General features: G+C 47.6%; 15 protein-coding genes. 2 read left to right on the top strand and 13 right to left on the bottom strand.

Translation table 11 applies throughout. From position 1 onward, the window contains the following. Window positions 1-86 precede the first annotated feature (86 nt). The gene (locus J4G07_07710) at window positions 87-1,964 is read left to right on the top strand and encodes a RecQ family ATP-dependent DNA helicase (protein MCE2413872.1); all 1,878 of its coding nucleotides are present in this window, start codon (window positions 87-89) and stop codon (window positions 1,962-1,964) included. A gap of 123 nt (window positions 1,965-2,087) precedes the next feature. Here J4G07_07710 and J4G07_07705 read toward each other — a convergent pair whose 3' ends face one another. From J4G07_07705 to J4G07_07695, 3 genes are all read right to left on the bottom strand, one after another. After that, window positions 2,088-3,353 carry an ABC transporter permease gene (locus J4G07_07705; protein MCE2413871.1) on the bottom strand — a complete coding sequence of 422 codons (1,266 nt, stop codon included), beginning with the start codon at window positions 3,351-3,353 and terminating at the stop codon, window positions 2,088-2,090. Window positions 3,354-3,766: 413 nt separating this feature from the next. After that, the gene (gene larC, locus J4G07_07700) at window positions 3,767-5,113 is read right to left on the bottom strand and encodes a nickel pincer cofactor biosynthesis protein LarC (protein ID MCE2413870.1); all 1,347 of its coding nucleotides are present in this window, start codon (window positions 5,111-5,113) and stop codon (window positions 3,767-3,769) included. Between the two features lie 13 nt (window positions 5,114-5,126). Beyond that, window positions 5,127-6,761: a sigma-70 family RNA polymerase sigma factor gene (locus J4G07_07695; protein MCE2413869.1), complete on the bottom strand. Its 1,635-nt coding sequence runs from the start codon at window positions 6,759-6,761 to the stop codon at window positions 5,127-5,129. Between the two features lie 201 nt (window positions 6,762-6,962). Here J4G07_07695 and J4G07_07690 point away from each other — a divergent pair, with 201 nt between their 5' ends. Continuing rightward, window positions 6,963-7,538 carry a pentapeptide repeat-containing protein gene (locus tag J4G07_07690; GenBank protein ID MCE2413868.1) on the top strand — a complete coding sequence of 192 codons (576 nt, stop codon included), beginning with the start codon at window positions 6,963-6,965 and terminating at the stop codon, window positions 7,536-7,538. 449 nt (window positions 7,539-7,987) lie between these two features. On the opposite strand, the gene J4G07_07685 is transcribed toward J4G07_07690, so the two are convergent. The 10 genes from J4G07_07685 to J4G07_07640 all read right to left on the bottom strand — a co-directional run bounded on the left by J4G07_07685 (window position 7,988) and on the right by J4G07_07640 (window position 21,214). Continuing rightward, a complete protein-coding gene (locus tag J4G07_07685) occupies window positions 7,988-9,913 on the bottom strand; it encodes an ABC transporter ATP-binding protein (GenBank protein MCE2413867.1) in 1,926 nt (641 codons plus the stop codon). A 51-nt stretch (window positions 9,914-9,964) separates the two neighbouring features. Then, window positions 9,965-10,174 (bottom strand): hypothetical protein, encoded by a 210-nt coding sequence (locus J4G07_07680; protein ID MCE2413866.1) that lies wholly within the window; start codon window positions 10,172-10,174, stop codon window positions 9,965-9,967. Between the two features lie 2 nt (window positions 10,175-10,176). Next, on the bottom strand, window positions 10,177-11,169 hold the full coding sequence (locus J4G07_07675; GenBank protein ID MCE2413865.1) for a hypothetical protein: 993 nt from the start codon (window positions 11,167-11,169) through the stop codon (window positions 10,177-10,179). A gap of 99 nt (window positions 11,170-11,268) precedes the next feature. Further along, window positions 11,269-12,135: a signal peptide peptidase SppA gene (gene sppA, locus J4G07_07670; GenBank protein ID MCE2413864.1), complete on the bottom strand. Its 867-nt coding sequence runs from the start codon at window positions 12,133-12,135 to the stop codon at window positions 11,269-11,271. A gap of 186 nt (window positions 12,136-12,321) precedes the next feature. After that, window positions 12,322-12,990, bottom strand: a complete 669-nt coding sequence (locus tag J4G07_07665) for a sugar transferase (GenBank protein MCE2413863.1) — start codon at window positions 12,988-12,990, stop codon at window positions 12,322-12,324. Between the two features lie 167 nt (window positions 12,991-13,157). Further along, window positions 13,158-15,191: a polysaccharide biosynthesis protein gene (locus tag J4G07_07660; GenBank protein ID MCE2413862.1), complete on the bottom strand. Its 2,034-nt coding sequence runs from the start codon at window positions 15,189-15,191 to the stop codon at window positions 13,158-13,160. Window positions 15,192-15,443: 252 nt separating this feature from the next. Further along, window positions 15,444-16,670 carry a TIGR03087 family PEP-CTERM/XrtA system glycosyltransferase gene (locus J4G07_07655; GenBank protein MCE2413861.1) on the bottom strand — a complete coding sequence of 409 codons (1,227 nt, stop codon included), beginning with the start codon at window positions 16,668-16,670 and terminating at the stop codon, window positions 15,444-15,446. 21 nt (window positions 16,671-16,691) lie between these two features. Then, window positions 16,692-16,946, bottom strand: coding sequence for a Trm112 family protein (locus tag J4G07_07650; protein MCE2413860.1), 255 nt, complete (start codon window positions 16,944-16,946; stop codon window positions 16,692-16,694). 269 nt (window positions 16,947-17,215) lie between these two features. Continuing rightward, window positions 17,216-20,011: a preprotein translocase subunit SecA gene (gene secA, locus J4G07_07645; GenBank protein MCE2413859.1), complete on the bottom strand. Its 2,796-nt coding sequence runs from the start codon at window positions 20,009-20,011 to the stop codon at window positions 17,216-17,218. A 117-nt stretch (window positions 20,012-20,128) separates the two neighbouring features. Next, a complete protein-coding gene (locus J4G07_07640) occupies window positions 20,129-21,214 on the bottom strand; it encodes a hypothetical protein (protein ID MCE2413858.1) in 1,086 nt (361 codons plus the stop codon). Window positions 21,215-21,309 lie beyond the last annotated feature (95 nt).

Here is a 21,309-nt window from a genome sequence, read left to right as displayed (position 1 = left end):
TTCGTTATTTAGCATATTCAATGATTAACTTTCGTGTAACTTTCAACGATTCTTAACTTCTACTCGCTATGAGTTCATAGAAAAATATGTCTAATTTGCGAGACTTGCTTAAAGAGGTAGATGCTATTCTCAACTCGGAAACCGATGTATCAGGGCTTCCGACACAGGCGTGTGAACCGCCAGCAGACCGCCTTTTGGTAGCACTCGGTACCCACTTCGGTTATACTTCTTTCCGTAAAGGGCAACGCGAGATTGTCGAGGCAATCTTAGATGGCGAAAATGTATTTGCTGTATTCCCAACGGGACACGGAAAGTCTTTGTGTTACCAACTTCCTGCGCTGATGCTCGACAGCGTAACGATCGTGATTTCACCCCTCATTTCATTGATGAAGGACCAGGTTGATGCCTTGCGAGAACAAGGAATTCATTCGGTTGCGCTCATAAACAGCACGCAGACATGGGAAGAATACCAGAGTGAATTGGCGCGCCTGAGACGCAACGAAATAAAACTGCTCTATATCTCACCAGAACGGCTTCGGAGCCGACGGTTCTTGGACATCTTGAATGCGTTCCCTATCTCGCTATTCGTCATTGATGAGGCGCACTGCATCTCACAATGGGGACGCGATTTCCGTCCTGCCTATCTATCGCTCAAAGATACGATCGACGTTCTCCAACCGCGTGTTATCGCACTTTTCACCGCAACAGCACCGCCGGAGATTCAAGAAGATATCCTCAATGTGCTAAATATACCGACACCTCGTACTCTGGCACAAGGGATCGAGCGTCCCAATTTGAAATTGGTCGTCCAACAGAACGAAGATGACGATGAAAAGTATCAACAACTCGAAAGGTTTCTCACCGATGAGGATCCAAATCATCTACCAATTCGTTTGGGGAATCTGAAGACTTCACCGAAAAACGGGATTATCTATGCGGGACGACGGCGAGAGACTGAAGAAATTGCGGATTTTCTTCAAAGGCGCGGATTTCGAGCAGATTTCTATCACGCGGGGCTTGAACCCCACGAACGCACACGCGTGCAAGAAGCCTTTTTTGATAATAGTGAGAATGGCTTAGATATCGTTGTTGCCACAAACGCCTTCGGTATGGGTATAGACAAACCGGATATCCGATACATCGTGCATTGGACGCTCACTGGCACGCTTGAAGAGTACTGCCAAGAAGTCGGTAGGGCAGGGAGAGATGAAGAGGATGCGCTCTGTATCCTACTTTTTTGTAACGATGACCGCGGGTTACACGAGTGGTTTATCAAAGAGAGTGCCCCGGATAAGCAGTTTTTACTTAAACTCTTAAAGGTTGTTGAAAATTTCAAGGGAAGCGAAAAATATCGCACAATTTCTAACGATGAGTTGGAATGGATGAGCAGTGCGAAAGGGACAAAAATCCACGTCTGCCTCAGTTATTTGGAAAAACTCGGGTTTTTGAAGCGGTGGTATAATGTGCCGTCTCAGCTTTCTGTGAGATTTCGTGGATTTTGGGTTGAAAAAGGCGAACCAGCGGAAGCAACTCAGCGTGCATTGCTCGGTCAACTGCGAGGTGGAAAATTTCGGAGGTCACGCCATCACGATCATCATGATGGCGTGCCTCCGCAAAAAACGATTTTAGAACTCTGTGAAGCCGTTGGAGAAAATCCAAAGGAGATCATGGAAGGGCTCGCTGAGCTGCAAAGCGATGGCTATATTCAGTACTGGGGACAGGAAGATTTGCTCCTCATTGAACTGCTTGAGGACAGCCAAATGCTGAGCACACTGACAGATGAGCAGATTGAGGTAGGCGACTATGTCCGCCGAAAACAGAGTCAACTCGATCAGATGGTTGTTTATGCGTTAGAGACTACCTGCCGAATGCGTGTGATTCGAGGCTATTTCGGTGAACCTGTTGACGAAGATTACCGGTGCGGGACCTGTGATTTGTGCCAAACGCAAGCTGTCAGCAATTAGCAGTCAGCGGTCAGAAAGAGAACCTCTTTGCTGAAGGTTGCCAATAACCACTCCTATTGAAACTTTCCAATATGCCTCCGCGTTCCTTGTATTCTGAATCCATAATTTACGAACCACCGTCATTTAATTTTCGGTGCGGAGTGCTTCAATCGGTGAAAGCCGAGCAGCGAGTATCGCTGGATAGACTCCAAAAGTGATGCCCATGACAATTGAGAAGATAACGGAAGTCAACATCCACGGCAAAGAGAGAACAACGGGCCATTCTGGCACAACCCTTACAATTCGGACAGCAAGTTGTGCCATACCGTGCGCTGCCAGCCAACCTCCCGCAATACCGAGAACCGCACCACACAAACAGAGACAGATCGATTCCGTCAAGAACTGATAGAAAATGTGAATCTGTTTCGCCCCAACTGATTTCCGCAAGCCTATCTCCCGCGTCTTCTCACCGACGGAAACGAGGCATATATTCATGATGCCGATGCCGCTGACAAATAGCGAAAATCCGGCAATGCTCCCCAGAGTGATTTTAATCACTTTTTCAATGTGGTCAAGACGTCTCGCTGTCCGTTTTGCTATCCAAAGTCCGATAAAGTCATCTTTACCACGGTGTCTTTTACGTAAGATCTGCTTGACTGAATCGATGATGCTTTCAATCTCTGTGCCTTTTTCAAAAAAGACGACCATGTCTTCAAGATAACGGGTACCTGTGATCCGTTGCTGATATGTTGTTAGCGGCACACATAAAGCATCATCTAAAGAGTACCAGATGCTGAGACTGCGCCCCTTTTTTTTCATCACACCCACGACCCGTAGCCTGACCGTCGCTCCCCGCCAATGATACCGAACCTTTACCTCTTGTCCAATTGGCGATTCCTCTCCAAATAGTTCAGTCGCAGTGTCGGCACCCAAAACACACACCTGCTTTGCGTTTTCAATATCACCCTCGACGAGGAATCTGCCAGTCTGAAGTTCCCATCTCATGCCGTGTGCATAGTCTGCAGTAACACCTTCTAAAAGGGGTCTGGCTTGGCTCCCGTTTCGGGCGGTAACGAAAGTTGTGTAGCCTTCATGTTTGGGCAAGACATATAGAACATTCGGACATTCTGCTTCAATAGCATAAGCGTCTTCGAGGGTATATCGCTCGGTGGTACGCCGAACAAGCCGATGCCGTTTCCAAATAGACGTTCGGGTCCAGAATTGGACTTGGTTTGCGCCGCCGAGTGTTTCGATGTCCTGGGCGATGAGCAACTTCGCCCCATCGCCGATTGCGATCATACAAAGCACGCTGGCTATTCCGATGAAGATACCGAGAATGGACAGACCGGCGCGGAGTTTATTTTGAACAAGGTGCGCAATACCTGCGGTGATAGCAGCACGAAATTTCATTTTCTTTTAAATCAGGTGTGCCTATGTCCTTTCCTGTTTCTCGACAAGGTTGGACAACGAGACGCACTGGGAACCTCTGTATGGTAGAATTGCTGTTTTTTAAGTAAATCTTGGCTTGCGAGTTCTGCAAAGGAACGCCGCGAAAGACGAGGTTATGTTCATCAGAAGACCGGATCTCTACAAAGAACTTCCACTTATACGGACCTTTGGATGCACTTTCAACGGATTCAAGAAGTTTCACGCAAGTGGCAATCTAAAGAATCACAAGTGTTTAAACCCCGTTTTTACTTGAAAATTCACCTGTTCGGACGTTGCTATGGTTATAAAGAGGTAGATTTTCGGCAAAAAGGTTGCAAAAAATAAGAGCCAGAATTCTGGGTATGTGGGACGGGAGAAACAGTTGGAAGGGAAGTTTAGGTTTTAGATTGACTTACGGCATCAATAGGATCAAGGTTGCCGAGTGCTTCTGCATAGATCTGTCGGAGTGGAACGTTGTTTTGCTCTGCAAGCCGTTTGCAGTCCTCATATTCGGGAACAGTCTTGATAAGAGTGCCGTTGAGATACCCACGTTTCGCTTGAATTGTTCCCCACTGCGTCTCGACTTGGATGAAGTCGCGGCGTAGTTTGACCCGATTGGCGGATGAGAGTCTGACACCAAAGGTAGTGGTTTCGGTGAGCAAGAGTTCGATGAGTTCGTTGCGATGCGCAGTAGGACAGAGGACGGTTATCTGTGTGGCGGGCCTGTTCTTTTTCATGAAAATGGGTGTCAGAAAAACATCAAGCGCCCCGTGTTCAAAGAGCCGAGAGGTGACATACCCCGTAATCTCGGGTGACATATCGTCTACATTGGTTTCAATGATGTCCACGCTGTCAGTTTCGGCGTGATGGTGGTTCGTTTGTAAACTACTACTTGATATTTTTTCGCCGAGACAGAGGCGGAGGAGGTTTGGGCGTTGTTCAAGATCGCGAGTGCCAGCACCGTACCCAACGCGATCCAATCGCATTTCGGGCATGACACCGAATTCCTGCGATAAGGTCGTGATGAGTGCGGCTCCAGTCGGCGTTACCAGTTCCTTGGGTATATCGGTTTGATGAATCGGAACACCTTTTAGGAGTTCCATTGTGCCGGGGACAGGAACGGGCATGAATCCGTGAGCACATCGAACAAAGCCCCTACCGAGAGAAAGTGGTGATGCATAAACCGCATCAACGTCCAGATGTGCCAAACCGATGACAGAACCGACAATGTCCACAATTGAATCGATCCCACTCACTTCGTGGAGATGAACGTCGGCTTTGTTCATATTGTGAACCTTCGCCTCTGCTTCAGCGAGTCGGTCGAAGACGTGTTTCGCGGTATCCCGAATTTCTGTGTCTAAATCGCTGTCATCAAGCAATTTGAAAATATCGGAGAGATGGCGAGTCGGTCCGTGATCATGGTGATGATCATGATCGTGGTCGTGGTCATGATGGGCATGCCCATGCTCGTGATGATCTTCGTGGTCATGATGATGGGCATGCCTATGCTCGTGGTGTGAATCTGCATGTGAGGTGTGTGCAGGGTGCACCTCCACAATCGCCCTGGTACCGGTGATACTGTGTTTCGTGGCCTTTTCAAAGTGTAGGCTGAACTCAGCATCAAGTTTGAGTGTAGACAATCCCTCCCTAAGTATATCGGGTGGTACGCCAACATCAACAAGGGCACCAAGCGTCATATCGCCGCTAATGCCTGAGAAGCAGTCGAAATACGCTATTTTCACTATATTGCCCTCTTTAGAAATCTTTCAGCAGATCTTGGAGTAATGTTTTCGAGTCGTGGCGTTTGAGCTTAACAATAGCTTCAGCTTCTATCTGTCGGACCCGTTCACGACTAATCCGAAGTTTATCTCCGATGTCGGCTAAGGTATACTCGGTACCGTCCATTAAACCGTATCGCAGAATGATCACCTGTGTCTCACGGGGATTGAGTGTTCGGTTGAGAACCTCTGTGATAACCTCGATTTTTGCGTAATCGAGCAAATAGTTTTCAGGCGTAATTTGGGATTGATCCGGAATCAGTTCGGAAAACGAGCCGTCTGGGGAGTCTTCATTGATCGGTGCGTCGAGCGGAACCGGATCCTTTGTGGCGTTGAAAATTTCGGAAACCTTTTTCTCCGTAAGCTCGACTTCTTTGGCAATTTCAGTCGTAGTGGGTTCGCGTCCGAGTTGGGTTGTCAGATCTGACTGTGCCTGCTTAATAGCGCGACGCGCTTCACCGATATAGCATGGAACACGAATCATCTGTCCTTGCTGATCGAGGGCACGTTTAATAGATTGCATAATCCACCAAGTAGCGTAAGTGCTAAATCGGAATCGCAAGGTGTGGTCAAACTTATCTACGGCTCGCATCAGTCCGAGGCTGCCTTCTTGCATCAAATCAAGGAAGGTTAAGGATGTTTTACTAAAGTGATGTTGTTTCGCAATACTGGCGACGAGGCGCAGATTCGCTTCGACAATTTTTAGTTTTGTTCCGTGTGTGACTTGGTCCGCCGCTTCCAATTGTTCCGCCAACCACCTGACATGTGCAAATTCCCGTCGGACATCTTCAAGTACAAACCGGAGTGTGTGCGGCTTGCAGGTCGTCGTCCGTCCGCCTAACATATCGGTCGGTAATTCTTCCAAGAGCGTTCCGATTTCGTGGTAGATAACGTCGAATTCCTGAAAAGCCAAGGACTCCTGTTCTTTGTCAAAGCATGCCGCTGCGATACGAGAGAGTTCTGGGATCCGATGTGATTCTGCCAAAGGGAATTCCGCTTGTCGTTGCTGCACTTTTGTCGTTTTTTTATTGAAGGTATTGATGTTGCTGCGGATCGCTTTGCGAGCGTATGTCCGAAATTCCGTACCACGTTTTGTGCCGCTGTCGTCAATAGCTTTCAAGAGTCCGAGGCTTCCCACCTGCATCAATTCGCGCGATGCTGTGCGGTCAACATATTTTTGTAGGAGATATAAGTTTTCTTCAAAGATTTTCCAGCGTGCCTGCTCTAACAAATTCGCCTTCGCCTCTAATTTATCCAATAGGACCCCAAGTGCTTGGATTTCGGCGCGGACCTGGTCTATAATTAATCCGTGTTCTGACTGTGCGGGTTCTAATTTTTGGTTTTTGTCCGAAGTATTATTCTCAGCAATGTTAAGCGAGGCTATCATCCAATCTGGGAGTTGATTTAGCAGGTTAGTGAACGCCTGGAAACCCTCTTGGTATTTTTCAAAGAGTGTGGTTTCTTGTTCAGGTTCCAACAAAGGGGTCTTCGCAATTTTCTGTAGGTACGCAAAGGTTTCATCCCTTGGTGATTCTGTGGGGGTTTCTTCCCTGTCCTCATCCTCTACAAAAAGCTCAGATTCTATTGGGTATGCCGGGTAATAGTCTCTCATTTCTTCAACCTCACTGTAGCCTCGATCTCCCGAACGAGATGTTATTTATGGTTGCCTAACACAGCAAAAATCATGAAAAAAGTTTAACTTTTAATTATGTATGTGGTATGCTATTAAACATAACTTGTATATTTTCTGGATAACACGATTGGCTTGCAAGTAGCCCCTAAAACGCCGTATAATACTGGAGGCAGTTAATTAATGGCTCAACTCACACAGAATGAAATAATTAAAAAGTGCCAAGCCGGTGAATCTCTTTCTGGTGAAAATCTGGCAAACTTAGATTTAGCGAATCAACCGCTCGTAGGTGTTGATTTGTCGGAAGCGGATTTGAGCGGCACGGATCTACAGAACGCGGATTTAACAGATGCGAATCTGAACGATGCCAATCTCACCGGTGCGAATCTTTCTGGTGCGACTTTACATCGGACGTATTTGGTCGGTTCTAATTTAACGGATACCAACCTTGAAGAAGCGAATCTATGTGGTGCGTTCCTCAGCGGAAGTCTACTCTGTGGTACGAACTTCCGACGTGCCGATCTGCGTCGTGCTACCCTCGGTTGTCCAAGATGTGAGGTGTCAGGACCTTTCGGTTCACTCACCAGTTTTGAGAACGCGAATCTCGGAGAGGCGATTTTCGGTGAAATCAAGCTGATAGGTGTTGTCTTGCTCGGCGCCAACTTCAAAGATGCGTATCTATATGAAGTTGACCTCTCTGAAGCCGTCTATCGTGAAGCCGACCTTGAAGGTGCTATTACGAAAAAAGGGCGAAATTAAGCATCGGATCTTTTTGTTTTCGCCATAGCGTCTACCAATTTCGTCCATGTAGTTTCGATCTACCGACCTTACCCACCGCTCGAGAATCGAGATTGCAAAAAATTGAATAGCACTGACTGCGTTTCTTTAATATGTGTGACGTTAACAAGAGGTAAGAGGTTTACCTAAATTTCATTTTTTTTGGAATTTCGACAATTCACAGCGCATCTCATAAACAGTTTAAGACTTCAAAAAGAGTGTCGCACGTCAGCAGTCAGTAGTCGGCAATCAGTAAGAATCGGAAGAAATCCACAGAAATACGAAGAAATACCCATGTAAAAACACCCTCCTACGAAAGAATGCCATCAGTTGCCGGTATGGCAAGGTTAGAGACCTCGACAGCCCGGAGTGTAAGGGTCGGGCAGCGAATTTTCCTCCCACAGAAAAACTAAACACTCCTAACTTTAGGATTAGCTGAGCTGCATTTCGCAGAGTTTTTGATACAACCCACCGCTTGTTAAGAGTGTTTCGTGTGTTCCAGTTTCCAGAATCTCCCCATCCTTGATAACAAGAATTTTGTCAGCCCGAACAACGGTTGAAAGCCGGTGCGCAATAATAAAACTGGTTCTCCCTTCCATCAGGTTTACCAGCGATTTTTGGATGAGTGCTTCAGACTGTGTATCCAATGAGGATGTGGCTTCATCTAAGATGAGAATCGGCGCATCTTTTAAGATCGCACGGGCGATAGATAAGCGTTGCTGTTCACCTCCTGAGAGCTTCATACCTGCTTCACCTATTGGGGTCTTATAACCTTGGGGTGTTTTCGTAATAAACTCGTGAGCGTTCGCCTTTTTCGCCGCATCGATAATCGCTGCATCAGTAGCACTTGGGCATCCGTAGCCAATATTTTCCAAAATCGTGCCATCAAATAGGAACGTGTCCTGTGGCACAAGCGCAATATTTTGTCGCAATGACTCCAAATTTACTTCGGAAATAGAGACATCGTCGATCAGGATTTTTCCGGAACTCACCTCATAGAAACGTAACAGGAGGTTAAGGAGGGTTGTTTTTCCACTGCCACTCGGTCCGACAAGTGCCACAACCTCCCCCGGCTTTGCTCCAAAGGTTACGTTGTGAATGACGGATTTCGATCTTGTGCGCGGACTCTCCGCATTCGTTGTTAAAGGTTGTGGGTAGGAAAAGGAAACATTCTGAAATGTAACGGCACCGTGGATATTCTGCAGTTGAATTCCATCTGCTGCGTCCCCTTCGGAGATCACGCGATCACGATCATACTGAGGTTCGTCGTTCTCCTGAGGCCTCTCTGGTCCGAAGTCGAGGAGATAAAAGATCCGCTCCGCGGAGACGAGGCACTGCTGTAAGGCACTATTGACGCTGCCAATGGTTTTAATGGGCTTGAACATCCAGCTGACCATCGTAACATAGCCGATAAACCATCCTGTGGAGAGTTGCCCTATAATGACCTGCCAGCACCCTAACGCGAAAACAGTTGCAACGCCGAGAGCTCCCAACCATTCAATGGTTGGTGGGAGAAGTGCAGCGAAACGGGCGCGTCGGATCGCTGAGCAGTACTGATTCCAGTTGATGGCTTGGAAACGTTTGATTTCAGCCTGTTCAGAGGTAAAACTTTTGATGATTTTGATACCTGCAAACGTCTCTTTGAGTTGTGAATAGATATTTGCACTCTGCTGCTGAATTTCTATGCTGGCACCGCGAATTCGCACGCCGATAGATGTGATGAAGTAGGCAAGAAATGGGAGAATCAGGAGGACGAACAGGGTGAGTTTGAAGCTTGTAACCAACATTACAGAGACAAAGACACTCACAAGAACGACAGCGCGGATGATGTTCGCCATTGCGGCGACAAGGTTCTGCCAGACCCGGACATCGTCTGTAATGCGTGCCATGAGATCGCCGGTGCGTTCTTCGCGTAAGATGCCTAAGGGTGCAGATACGACGCGTTCGTAAAGAGCGTTCCGCAGCCGGAAAGATAGTTTGTGTCCGACACGCGCCATCACGTAATCGTTGCCGTAAACGAAGAACCCCTTGATGAATACGAGGCTCAGCAACCCGCCGAGCAGCCATAGAAAGACTTTGAGAGCATCACCGGCATCTATCAACGACATCTCGAACCCTTCAAAAGCGAACAGACCTTCGCGCTGGAAGTATCGGATAGATACAGTCTCGTCAAATGGATTTCCACCTACAATTTCAAGTGTATTAATCGTATCGGCTAAAATCTGAACAGCCCCTAATTCGCACACAGCAATTACCAAGGCAAAAACCATCGCCAAGAGAAGAGAACCGGTGTAGGGTGCGTGGTATCGAACAAATCGAGTAAAGGTTGGGTTTTTTGTGAAAGTTTTTTTATCCATGCGGAGTCTATTCGTTGGGTCTGAACCGCAAGTCCACCCAACGGATTTGCTTTATTTCAATTGGTAACTGCCAAATTGGATGGCACATGCCTGTTTCGCGACATCGTCCGCCTTTGAAGATGGACAACGGATACTGAGTTCTCGCTTCTGGAAATCAACACCTTCAATGATCCCAATGGCGTACGTATTACCGGCAGCGTCGATTAATCCGATCAAACGGCGTTCAAAATAAGTGCGAACTCCTGCTGTGACACGTGCCAAACTTAAGTAGTTTTTGATGTGGGTAATAGTTGCTTTGGAAAGCGGATTTGACGGAATGAGGCACAAGGTACGATGCCCCCATTCGGCGTGGTAAATTTGCGTCTCGGCGAGTCCAGAGAGGATTTCCAATTCCTTCTCATTTGCGATGCGTCCGGTAAAGAAAAGGGTGCGCTCACCACGAATCTGTTCAAACGGTAGGTATTGGATGCTATTTTCGGACGCTTGTAGAACAGGTTCTGAAGACTCGCCAGTCTCACCACTTTCGACAGCAAGTTTTGGCTCGCAAGCATCGCATCGCCACTTCTAACAGCAAGTTTTGGCTCGCAAGCATCGCCACTTCTAACAGCAAGTTTTGGCTCGCAAGCATCGCCAAAATACGCCTCAAATTGGGCTTTTCGGTATCGGCTGCGCGCCTTGCTACTTTTAGATCGGGCATTCCGGTGTGGCAGAAGGTAATGAATATTGAGCCAGTCCTGTTGACTGTAGTATGCGGTTATCTGTTTCAATTCGCTGGAACGCCCGAGGCATACCACGTGGTTCGGTCTGATGAGTTCGATTTTGCGCTGTTTGAGAGTAACAGCAGGTGCGTCGTGGAGGTAACCACTCGTATCAACGACAATGAAATCAGCGTGGGTTTCACGCGCTCGATCTACCATCAACCGCGCCCCTGTTAGCACTTCCAGATAGTGCCCTCGCGGCGACAAATCCCCGACAAAATACAGCTGATCGGCGACACCATCGAACTGGACGGGGGAACTTTCTGGATCAAAGGATTTCATACCAATTGTGGTGGGAGGACCGATTTGAGATTGACCGACATCTGTATCTACAAAAGCGGTTTTCAACCCCCGATCAATAGCAGAATCAACCAAAAAACGACAGAACGTCGATTTTCCAACATCGGTTGCCCCTATCACAAGTACAACCTGTTGCGGCTTGAGAATTCGACTCTCAAGTTTTTCCCAGTGTTGGTTAACTTGATAGGTGTCATTCATTTTTTTGGCTTTCGGCTATCAGCAATCAGCGGTCAGCAAGAGAATCTACTTACTGACAGAAACTGAAAGCCGATGGCTGACGGCTAATCCTGCTGAGAGCTATTTGCCAAGGTGCATTTCATAACGAAAGGTGACACCGGGAGGACTGAACATTTCATTCAAAGGGGGTATCTGTTGAATACCGGTGAGTTGTTCAAGTAGTGAGGTTTTTTTCTCCTTACGAACAACCTTGGGTTTACCTTCAATACCTGCTAACTCTCCAGCGGTTTTAATTGCATCCGGGAGGTTGCCGAGTTGGTCTAGCAACTTTGAATCTAATGCCTGATTTCCAGAGTAAATGCGTCCATCTGCGAGTTTAACAATTTCGTCGCGCGTTAATAAATCCCCGCGAGCCTCGAAGATTGTATCCACAAATTGATTGTAAACATCGTCTACAGTGGATTGGAGGACTGCCCGCTCCTGCTCGGTCAAATCACGGAAAGGTGAACCTGTATCTTTAAAGTCGCCGCTTTTAATGACCTGATGCCCTAAACCGATTTTGTCATACAAACCTTTTAGTTGTGTGAATTGCATAATAACGCCGATGCTACCTGTTAAGGTGCCGGGGTTTGCGAAGATTGTGTCAGCGGCGCACGCGACGTAATAACCGCCAGATGCGGCACTGCCTCCCATAGAAGCGACTATCGGTTTTTCTATCTTCTGCAATTCGCTGTAAATCTCTTGGACGGGGGCGACACTGCCGCCGGGGGAGTCGATTCTAACCACAATTGCTTTGATACCCGGATCATCGCGGTAGGTGTGAATGAGTTTAATCGTGGCATCTGATCGGGAGATAATACCCGTAATGTCTACGACTGCGACCTTCTCTCCGAGTGACACGTTGCTGCCTATCGACCGTAAAATCAGCAGCAAAAAGAACAACGCGATGATAGTTCCTAAAATAATGTAAACTCGTCTTTTTTTCATTTTTTAATTTTACCTTGCGGATCTTTAATTTTACCTTGCGGAGGAACAGTGTGCGTCTGGATTTTGAAGTACATCCCTCGAATCCGCCTGCGTGTTTTTGCTTGGGTATTTCTGCGTATTGTTGCAGGCTATATGCTTGGAGCTAACGAAAACCTCTTCACCGATAACCGATTTTACCTTTATTCCTCATTTGGAGCGGCGCGGTGTGAAGATGACCACCCAAAAAGTTTTTAGCAACCACCCTATATCAGCAGCGATGCTCTGTGTTGCAATATAGTGGAGATCCAACGCAAGCTTTTTTGGCATCAACTCTGTTATGTAGTAATGCTCCGCATCGAGTTGACCTTTGAGTTTCTCCTCTTCATCGCGATTCGCGAGCTGTGATGGACCGGTCATTCCTGGCTTCACTTGTAGGACCTGTTTCTGCGTCTGTGTGTAGTGCTTGACGTAATCGGGTGCCTCTGGACGTGGTCCAATGAGACTCATTTCACCTTTGATAACGTTGATTAAGTTTGGGAGTTCGTCCAACTTTGTCCACCGCAAGAACCTACCAATAGGTGTAATCCGTTCATCCCTATAGGTTGTCAAGCTACCACCGATCGCATCGGCGTTGACTACCATGGTCCTGAATTTATACATTTCAAAGATAGTTTCGCCTCTGCCGACGCGCTTTGCCTTGTAAAATACAGGTCCTTTTGACTGAAATTTTGCGAGCAGGCTCCCAAGGAAAAAAAGGGGGGACAAAAACAGGAATCCAATTGTCGCGAATAGGACATCGAAGGTTCGTTTTGCCCAGTCGCGGTTGAACTTTATCACATTTTGAGAGTCTACCGCGAAACGCTTCGTATGATCCATAGAATTCCCCTTGTTCCGGATTCAACCCTCACTTGACCAGAAACCACCGCGAAACGAAATTATGCCTTAAATGGCATAATTTGTCCTCCATACGCTACTCGCTATTGAATGGCTTCGGTTTTCTGCATTTACATTTGGAGCGATTTCCAGATTCAATAGGCAAAAAACTAACGGCGGTTTGCTCTGACGGTTTCCGTCTCCGTTTCCGTAGGAAACTGGATAATATCAGACGCGCTATCTTCATCGCTATCTGTGAGAAATGCGCGGTTCGGCTGGTATGTTGGGACCAATTCTTGGAATTTAGAAACAATACCTTCTGAATCCAATGCGTCTGCGAGTTGTGAGAGTTCTCCTATCTGGGAAAGGAGTTGGCGTTCCTCTATCTGCTCCAACTGTGCGACGAAAATGCGCTGGTGTTTTGTTGCTGTAACACCCTCTTGAGGGGTCAGAAGTTCCTCGTACAACTTTTCGCCCGGTTCCAACCCTGTAAATTCAATTTTGATGTCCGTGTCGACTTCAAGCCCAGAAAGTCGGATAAGATCTTGGGCGAGGTCAAGAATTTTAATGGGTTCCCCCATGTCTAACATCAGAATTTCGCCATCGTTTCCCATAGCCCCTGCTTGGATGAGAAGTTGCACCGCTTCTGGGATCGTCATAAAATAGCGCGTCGCTTCGCGATGTGTGACGGTGACGGGGCCCCCCTTAGCGATTTGCCGTTTGAAGTTCGGGATTACACTTGCCCGACTTCCAATAACGTTCCCGAAGCGGACAGCGATAAATCGGGTGCGGTTCTGCTTCGCTTTGCATTGAACCAATTTCTCTGTCACACGTTTGGATGCGCCGTAAACGCTCGTTGGGTTCACGGCTTTATCCGATGAGACGAGGATGAAAGCCTCTACCTCATGCTCAATTGCTGCATTGATGAGGTTTTGCGTGCCAAGTATGTTGTTTTTGACGGCTTCATCGGGATGGTTCTCCATGAATTTAACATGCTTGTGTGCAGCAGCGTGGAAAATAATATCAGGACGATATTTACGTGTAACTTGTGAAACTTTCGCATTATCCCGGATGTCGCCGATAACTAAAGCGCGATTGAGCTGCGGTTCGGACTCTCGGAGTTCTATATCTGTATGGTAGAGACTGTTTTCACCGCGCCCGAAGAGAATAAGGAGTTCGGGGTCGAGTTTCGCCACTTGGCGACAGAGTTCAGACCCGATTGAGCCACCTGCTCCGGTTACCATCACGCGTTTTCCTGAAAGATATTTAGAGACTTCAGCGAGGTCCATTTGGGAGGTAGACCGATTCAGAAGATCCTCAAATCGGACTTCCCGAATCTGACTGACGCTGGCTCGTCCTTCAAGGATGGCATGAATGTTCGGGACGATTTTAAACTGACATCCGCGGTATTCGCACTGTCGGATAATATCACGAATTTTACCACCTGGTGCTGAAGGGATAGCGATGACGACTTCATCAATCTCGCGCTTGCGAGCAATATAGGTTAGATCGCGGGTCGTGCCCAATACTTCAAGCCCTGCGACACTTCTGCCGACCTTGTGTGGTGCATCGTCAATGAAGCCGATTGGTACGTAGCCTTTTTCAGGGTGGTTCCTAAGGGCGCGGAGCACACCGATACCTGTTTCACCTGCGCCAACAATAAGGACTTTTGTTGGCGGTCTTTGCATGGACGGCTGCGATTCGGAGTGTAGTCCTATGGCACCTTTATTGCTTTGGGATCTTCTGTGTAGCGCCCCTTTATCTCGCTGGAAGATTTGTGCAGAAAACTTGGTAAACCCGATGAGTGCGAAGTTATAAAATCCATCGATTAAGAAGAGGACCCAAGCAATTTTCAGTAGCATTGAAAGCCCAATGAGTCCTACAGTCGCAACGATAATCGCGGTTGCCAACGTGCGAAATTCCTGAGCTGCGGCATATTGCCATATCGGTTTGTAGAGATTGAAAGCCAGTAGTAAACCGATACGGACTATAGTGACAGCAGTGGCGATACCGAATCCGATAACATGCTGTGGTTGGAAGGGAGATATGTCAGCATTCTGCAGTATGGTGGAGAGCACTGTGGATTGTTCTAAAAAATCAAAGCCGAGTTGCCTGCTGGTCAAATAAGCGAATAGAAATGCGAAGTTGACGAGAAGCACATCAACAACAATTGTAAAACTCCATTTTATTTTCGGTTTATCCATATTCCCTCCTCAAATTTATAATTAGTCGCAAGCCGTTAAATAAAGCAATTTGTTTCATAGATGTTTCCGCTTAAGGTCCGCTTACGCCGTTGTTGCAAGCTACCTTCTTGTAAGGGCGTGCTATAGATCACTATACATTATAGTCCGTAACGAAGTGGAGGACGAATAGATGGAACGCACGCAACAGTTCAAATGATCTTTGCGCAGTCTCCTATAGAGGAAACCTGTGGGACAATACGCCGCAAGGTAAAATTAAATTTCCCGTGTATGAACTGCTTGTGCATAGACGTGCTTTAAGCGTTCGCCGATGGCTTCCCAACTATAATTGGTTTCGACACGGGTTCTGGCAGTTTGGGCGAGGGTCTCTCGCGACTGCTGATTATTCAGTAAATGAATGACCTGTTTTGCGAAGTCGACAGGAGTATCGGCAACAAGCAATTCCTTGCCGATGTCTGCCTCCAACCCCATTGCGCCGACGGAGGTTGTGACGACTGGGACTCCCATCGCCATTGCCTCCAGATTCTTTGTTTGTATGCCTGACCCTGCACGTAAAGGGGCAACAAAAACAGATGCCTTTTCAAAATAGGGACGAACGTCCGGGACATAACCTGTAACGACTACACCGTCGTGTGTCTCAAGCCGCTTTACCTGATCCGATGGATGATTGCCTACTATATAAAACTGCGCGTTTGGATGACTTTCTCGGATACGTGGAAAAATTTCGTTACAAAAATAGATCGCAGCATCCGAGTTCGGAAAATAGTTCATTGTGCCGGTAAAGAGCATCAACGGTGCGGAGTGTGTTGTTGGCTTCGGTTGAAAATACCCGAGATCGACCCCCATTGGAACTATCGACAGATTTAGACTGTTGTCCTGCTTCAGGAGATAGTCCTGATCAAAACGTGCGACAACGGTGCCGCAGTCAAAAGCCTTCATAATGTTGACTTCGTAACGCCGGACCCGCTTTTCTTCTAATTTTACCAAAAAACGCTTCGGAGTGCAATCTAATTTAATTTTTGCAAGCCACGGATTGCTTTCAAGTTCGGCGCGGCGACTGAGATTTAGTGCCAATGAATCACACAAATCTAAGACTTTGGTGGGACCCTGGACTTCCGCCACGTATTGTCCCATCCGAAAGAGTTGTGCGTGAATCAATTCAAAGTCTTCTTGCTCGAGGAGTTGGTTAATCTTGCGTTGCATCTGGGGCGCGTACCAGTAATGCAACTGAAGGGGACGACGCGATAAGCAGTGGATCCCTGTATTCATGAAAGCAAAAGAACGATGAAAACGGACCCATTCTACGCGTTCACAAAAAGGTTCTAAATGCTTCGCGGATTCAATATCGCTTTCAGATTCTGCAAAGTAAACGAGCGTTACGGCATGTTGTTTCGAAAGTTGTTTAATAAAATTGTAAGACCGGATCCGATCACCCCGATGCGGTGGATACGGACATCGGAGGCTTAAAAATAGAATCTTCATCTTTTTAACTATCGGACATCTTCATTCGCCAAGTTTTTCGTCGGGTAATTCCGCTTCATCAATCAGCATGACTGGGATGCCTTCACGGATCGGATAGCGACGGTGACATTCGCCGACACATACCAGTTTCTGTCCTGCTTCATCGTGTTCTATTCCACCTTTACATGCTGGACACGCCAGAATCTCAAGTAGCGTTTTTGAAATTTTAATTATTCCTTGCGGTTCGGTGAGGTCGCTTGAATGAACAATGATCCTCTCCGTAGAGCCGCCCTCCATTTCATTACGGGCTACAATCTTGAACCTTAACTGAATACAAATTTTAATTATTCCTTGCGGTTCGGTGAGGTCGCCTGAATGAACAACGATCCTCTCCGCAGATCTGAAGAAACACCCAAGCAAAAACCCCTCCAGTTCATTTTTTAATTTTACCTTGCGGTTCGGTCAGGTGGGTTTGAACTTTTACCTGCCTCTCCGTAGACCCGCCTGCGTGTTTTCGCTTAGGTGTTTCTGCGTATTGTTGCAGGCTACAGATTTAGTGCAAAGTTTTAACCACCGTGGCATCTCTTATATTTCTTGCCGCTTCCGCATGGACAAGGTGCATTTCTACCGACCTTCGGCATGTTCCCCATTGCCTGTTGTGAAGCAAATTCAGCATTATCATTGGCTGCGGCTGCGCTGTTACCTCGCGGTGCCCTCGGCTGTGGTCTACGCTGTCTACCCGTTCGTCGATTCGGAACCCTGCGCGGTGCCTCGGTATTGACGCGAGATTTGAAGATAAACTCACTGACCTGTTCCTCAATCTGTTGATACATACTTTCAAAGACAGAGAGTGCTTCGTTTTTGAAAACGACGATCGGATCTTTGCCACCATATCCTGCACCGAACCGAATCCCCTCCTCAATATAGTCGATGTTATGGAGGTGTTCCTTCCAATGATCATCAATTCTATCCAAAAGGAGTAGACGTTCGAGGACACGCATCATCTCTGGACCCATTTCGGTTTCGCGTTCTTCATAAGCGGCACGCAAAACCTCCAGCGTTTGTTCTTGAACATCCTCGGGACTCGCTTGTGCCAAGGGCGTTTTCCATATTGGCTCGATTGGAAATGTCGTCGTCAACCACTGTTGAAACCTATCAGGTGTCTCAAGGGGGCTTTCCGCCTTTTCTCCCATATTGTCCTCAATTGCATCTCTGACGACCCTCTCAATCATCCCCCAAATTGTAGTTTTGAGAGAGGTCGGGGCTTTGGCATCCTTGTCAGCGAGTGCGGCGAGTCCTCCCTCTTCGGTTGTCTCTTCGTATTCTTCTGATAATTCGGCGACATCTGTGGCAGCAGCCAAAACGGTGTCACGCAAGGTGTAGATGGTGTCGCGCTGTGTATCCATGACGTCATCGAATTTGAGGAGATTTTTTCGGATCTCAAAATACATCTGTTCAACACGCGTCTGTGCTTTCTCAATGGATTTGGTGACCCATGGATGCTCTAACGGAACATCTTCCTCTATTCCGACGCGAGACATTAACCCTTGCAAACGTTCAGATCCGAATTTTCGCATCAATTCGTCTTCAAGGGAGAGATAGAATCGAGATGAGCCTGGATCTCCCTGTCTACCGGCACGACCACGAAGTTGGTTATCAATACGGCGGGACTCGTGGCGTTCAGTACCAATAATATGAAGTCCGCCAGCGGCTAATACCTTCTCTCTGCTTTCGTCGCAAATGGCTTCCGCTTCTGCGAGTGCGGCTTGGTATTCTTCGGACTCCGGGGAGAGTGCTTCTGTCTTCGCTTTCTGTTTCCGGAGCGTTTCCATCGCCATTCCCTCGGGGTTACCACCAAGGAGAATGTCTACACCCCTACCTGCCATATTCGTTGCGATTGTCACAGCACCGGGGATCCCCGCTTGCGCGATGATGTCGGCTTCGCGTGTGTGCTCTTTGGCATTCAGAACCTGATGTCGAATTTTTCGGTGTTTGGTTCTGAGCATTTTGCTCAATTTCTCGGAATTTTCAATCGACACAGTGCCCACAAGGACTGGCCGCCCCTTTTCGGTCTGTTCGACGATATCTTCCAGAACGGCGTTGTATTTTGCGTCTTCAGTGCTGTAAATTTGATCGGGATTGTCCATCCGGATCATCGGTTCGTTGGTCGGGATAACGGAGACCTCTAATCCGTAGATGTGTGCGAATTCGTTGGCTTCCGTCGCGGCGGTCCCTGTCATACCTGCGAGTTTGTCGTACATACGGAAGTAGTTTTGGTAGGTAATTTTCGCTCCAGTTTCGCTTTCCTCGACGACTTTGACGCGTTCCTTTGCTTCGATTGCTTGATGGAGTCCCTCGCTGAGCCGTCTCCCAATCTGTTTTCGTCCTGTGAATTCGTCAACGAGGAGGACTTCGCCATTTTCAACGAGGTAATCGACATCGAGCTTATAGAGATGGTGCGCGGAGAGTGCCTGATTGACGTGATGCACCATAGCGATGTTCGTGTGTTCATAGAGATTCCCTACGCCGAGACGACGTTCGACCTCCTCAACGCCTTCATCGGTAAGGGTTACACTGCCGCGTGATTTCCCCTGTTGATCGATTTGAAAGTGTTCACCCTCTCGGAGTTGTGCGACAACGCTGTTAATTTGTCTGTAAAGTTCTGGTGGTTTACCGGAGGGTTCTGAGATGATGAGTGGGGTCCGGGATTCATCAATGAGGATGCTGTCAACTTCGTCAAGGATGGCGTAGACATGCCCACGCTGGACCTTATCTTCAACTGAGAGTGATTTGTTGTCCCAGAGGTAATCGAATCCAAATTCGCTGTGAACGCCGTAGATGATGTCTGATTTGTAGCCGAGCCTTTTCTGTTCCTTCGGCATTAGGCTGAGTGTCAATCCAACGGAGAGTCCGAGAAAGTTGTAAATCCTGCCCATCCATTCGGCATCTCGGCGTGCAAGGTAGTCATTGACGGTGGCAAGATGTACACCTTTTCCAGTCAAAGCGTTCAGGTAGACGGCGAGAGTTGAGGTAAGGGTTTTGCCTTCACCTGTGCGCATCTCTGCGATACTGCCTTGATGGAGTGCGACACCTCCCATAATTTGGACATCGTAGTGTCGCTGGTTTAAGGTTCGCACGGCGGCTTCACGGGTGACAGCGAAGGCATCAGGTAAGAGGTCATCAAGCGATGCCCCGGCATCTAACTGTCGGCGAAACTCCGGTGTTTTGGATTGCAGTTGTGCGTCGGTGAGTTTTTTGGTTTCAGGTTCGCGCTGGTTGACGGCTTCGACAATGTCGCGAAATTTTCTGACGTCGCGATCTTCTTTGCTGCCGAAGACTTTGGTTATCATTTTTTGGAACATCTTTTTAACTACTGCTCCTTGGCACCTTTCACGCTGTGAAGGCGATATATCTCCAAGCCACGATTGACTTGGCATTCATGTCCCGTTCGTTCCAGGCACTTGCGATTCGGATGGGACTCACAAATTCTGTCCGTCGATTTTCTTTCGCACTATTGTATAAATTATCGTGTTTCCGGCGGAAGCGATTGAAAACAGATATGCAATTATCAATCCCACACTCATGAGGAGCGTGATCGTCAGGAAAATAGCGGTCACTGGGGTCGTAATTGTCGCTATCCCTGTTAGTGTCAGCATTTGATCGCTTGTACCGGTGTTGAAGATCCCGAGACTGTTAATATAGTGTAGTGTTGCTATCCTTTCGACAGCCCCACCGAGCCATAAGTTCGCGTAGCTCATGAACTGTTGCATCGCTTCGGTATGGAAGAGACGTGTCGGCAGTATCACGATGGAAAAGCCTGTGAGACAAAAGAACGCCCAAATGGGGACAAAAATAAATTTGATAAGGAGCAACATCGCCTCATAACACACTAACAGCCAAGGTTTGTTCCAAACGATGGCGAATTGCTGATAAATGATTTCAAACGCATCGGCACCTGTCGTTGCGGCAACGGCTGGCACAAAGAGTAAACTGACACTGAAAACGATCGCTATCAACGCCATCAGGAGACCGAGGAAAAATCCGATTGGCATGAGCAGTGAGGTGAGCATGAGAAACGGTTTTCCCACTGCTGGTAACTTCGCGAGCCCCGCGATGCTGAGGGGGATTATCGCGAGAAATATTTGGATGAGAAGTAAGCCGATAAACGCGCCGAAAACGGATTTCCAATGCCCCTTGAGAAAATTTAAGGCATCTCCGACCGAAAAGAAGATCTCCCCGCGGAGTTGTTCAATGGTGATTTTGGAAGCCACGGTGCTTGCTAAGAAGAAGATGCAGGCGAAGCCAATTATCCCTATCCACATTGCGATTTCAGTTGTCTGCGTCAGTCCTGCATCACCGAAGGGTGGTAGGGGTAGGAGTGCATACTTATTCCAGAAGTCCTGCACGGCGGTGCCTCCTACAATGACGAGACTGAGATACACCAAAGTTTCATAGATTAGATATGCGAGAACGAGTCCGATGAAATGAACTGCGATCTTTCGCCCACTGAATCCGTAGCGGATAACTTGGAAAATATCCCTGAAATCGAAGTAGCGTTTTTCCATGAAGGGGTTCTTCTGCTTTTTTGCGTGTTCTTGTATTTAATGATACGACAATTTGGAGGTTTTTGTCAAGTGTTTATTGGTTATCAGAAGAATGG

The organism is Candidatus Poribacteria bacterium, from assembly GCA_021295715.1.
In the GTDB taxonomy this organism is placed as follows: Bacteria; Poribacteria; WGA-4E; order WGA-4E; family WGA-3G; genus WGA-3G.
The sequence above is the reverse complement of the archived record's forward strand: the minus strand, read 5'-3'. Positions and strand labels throughout refer to the sequence as shown.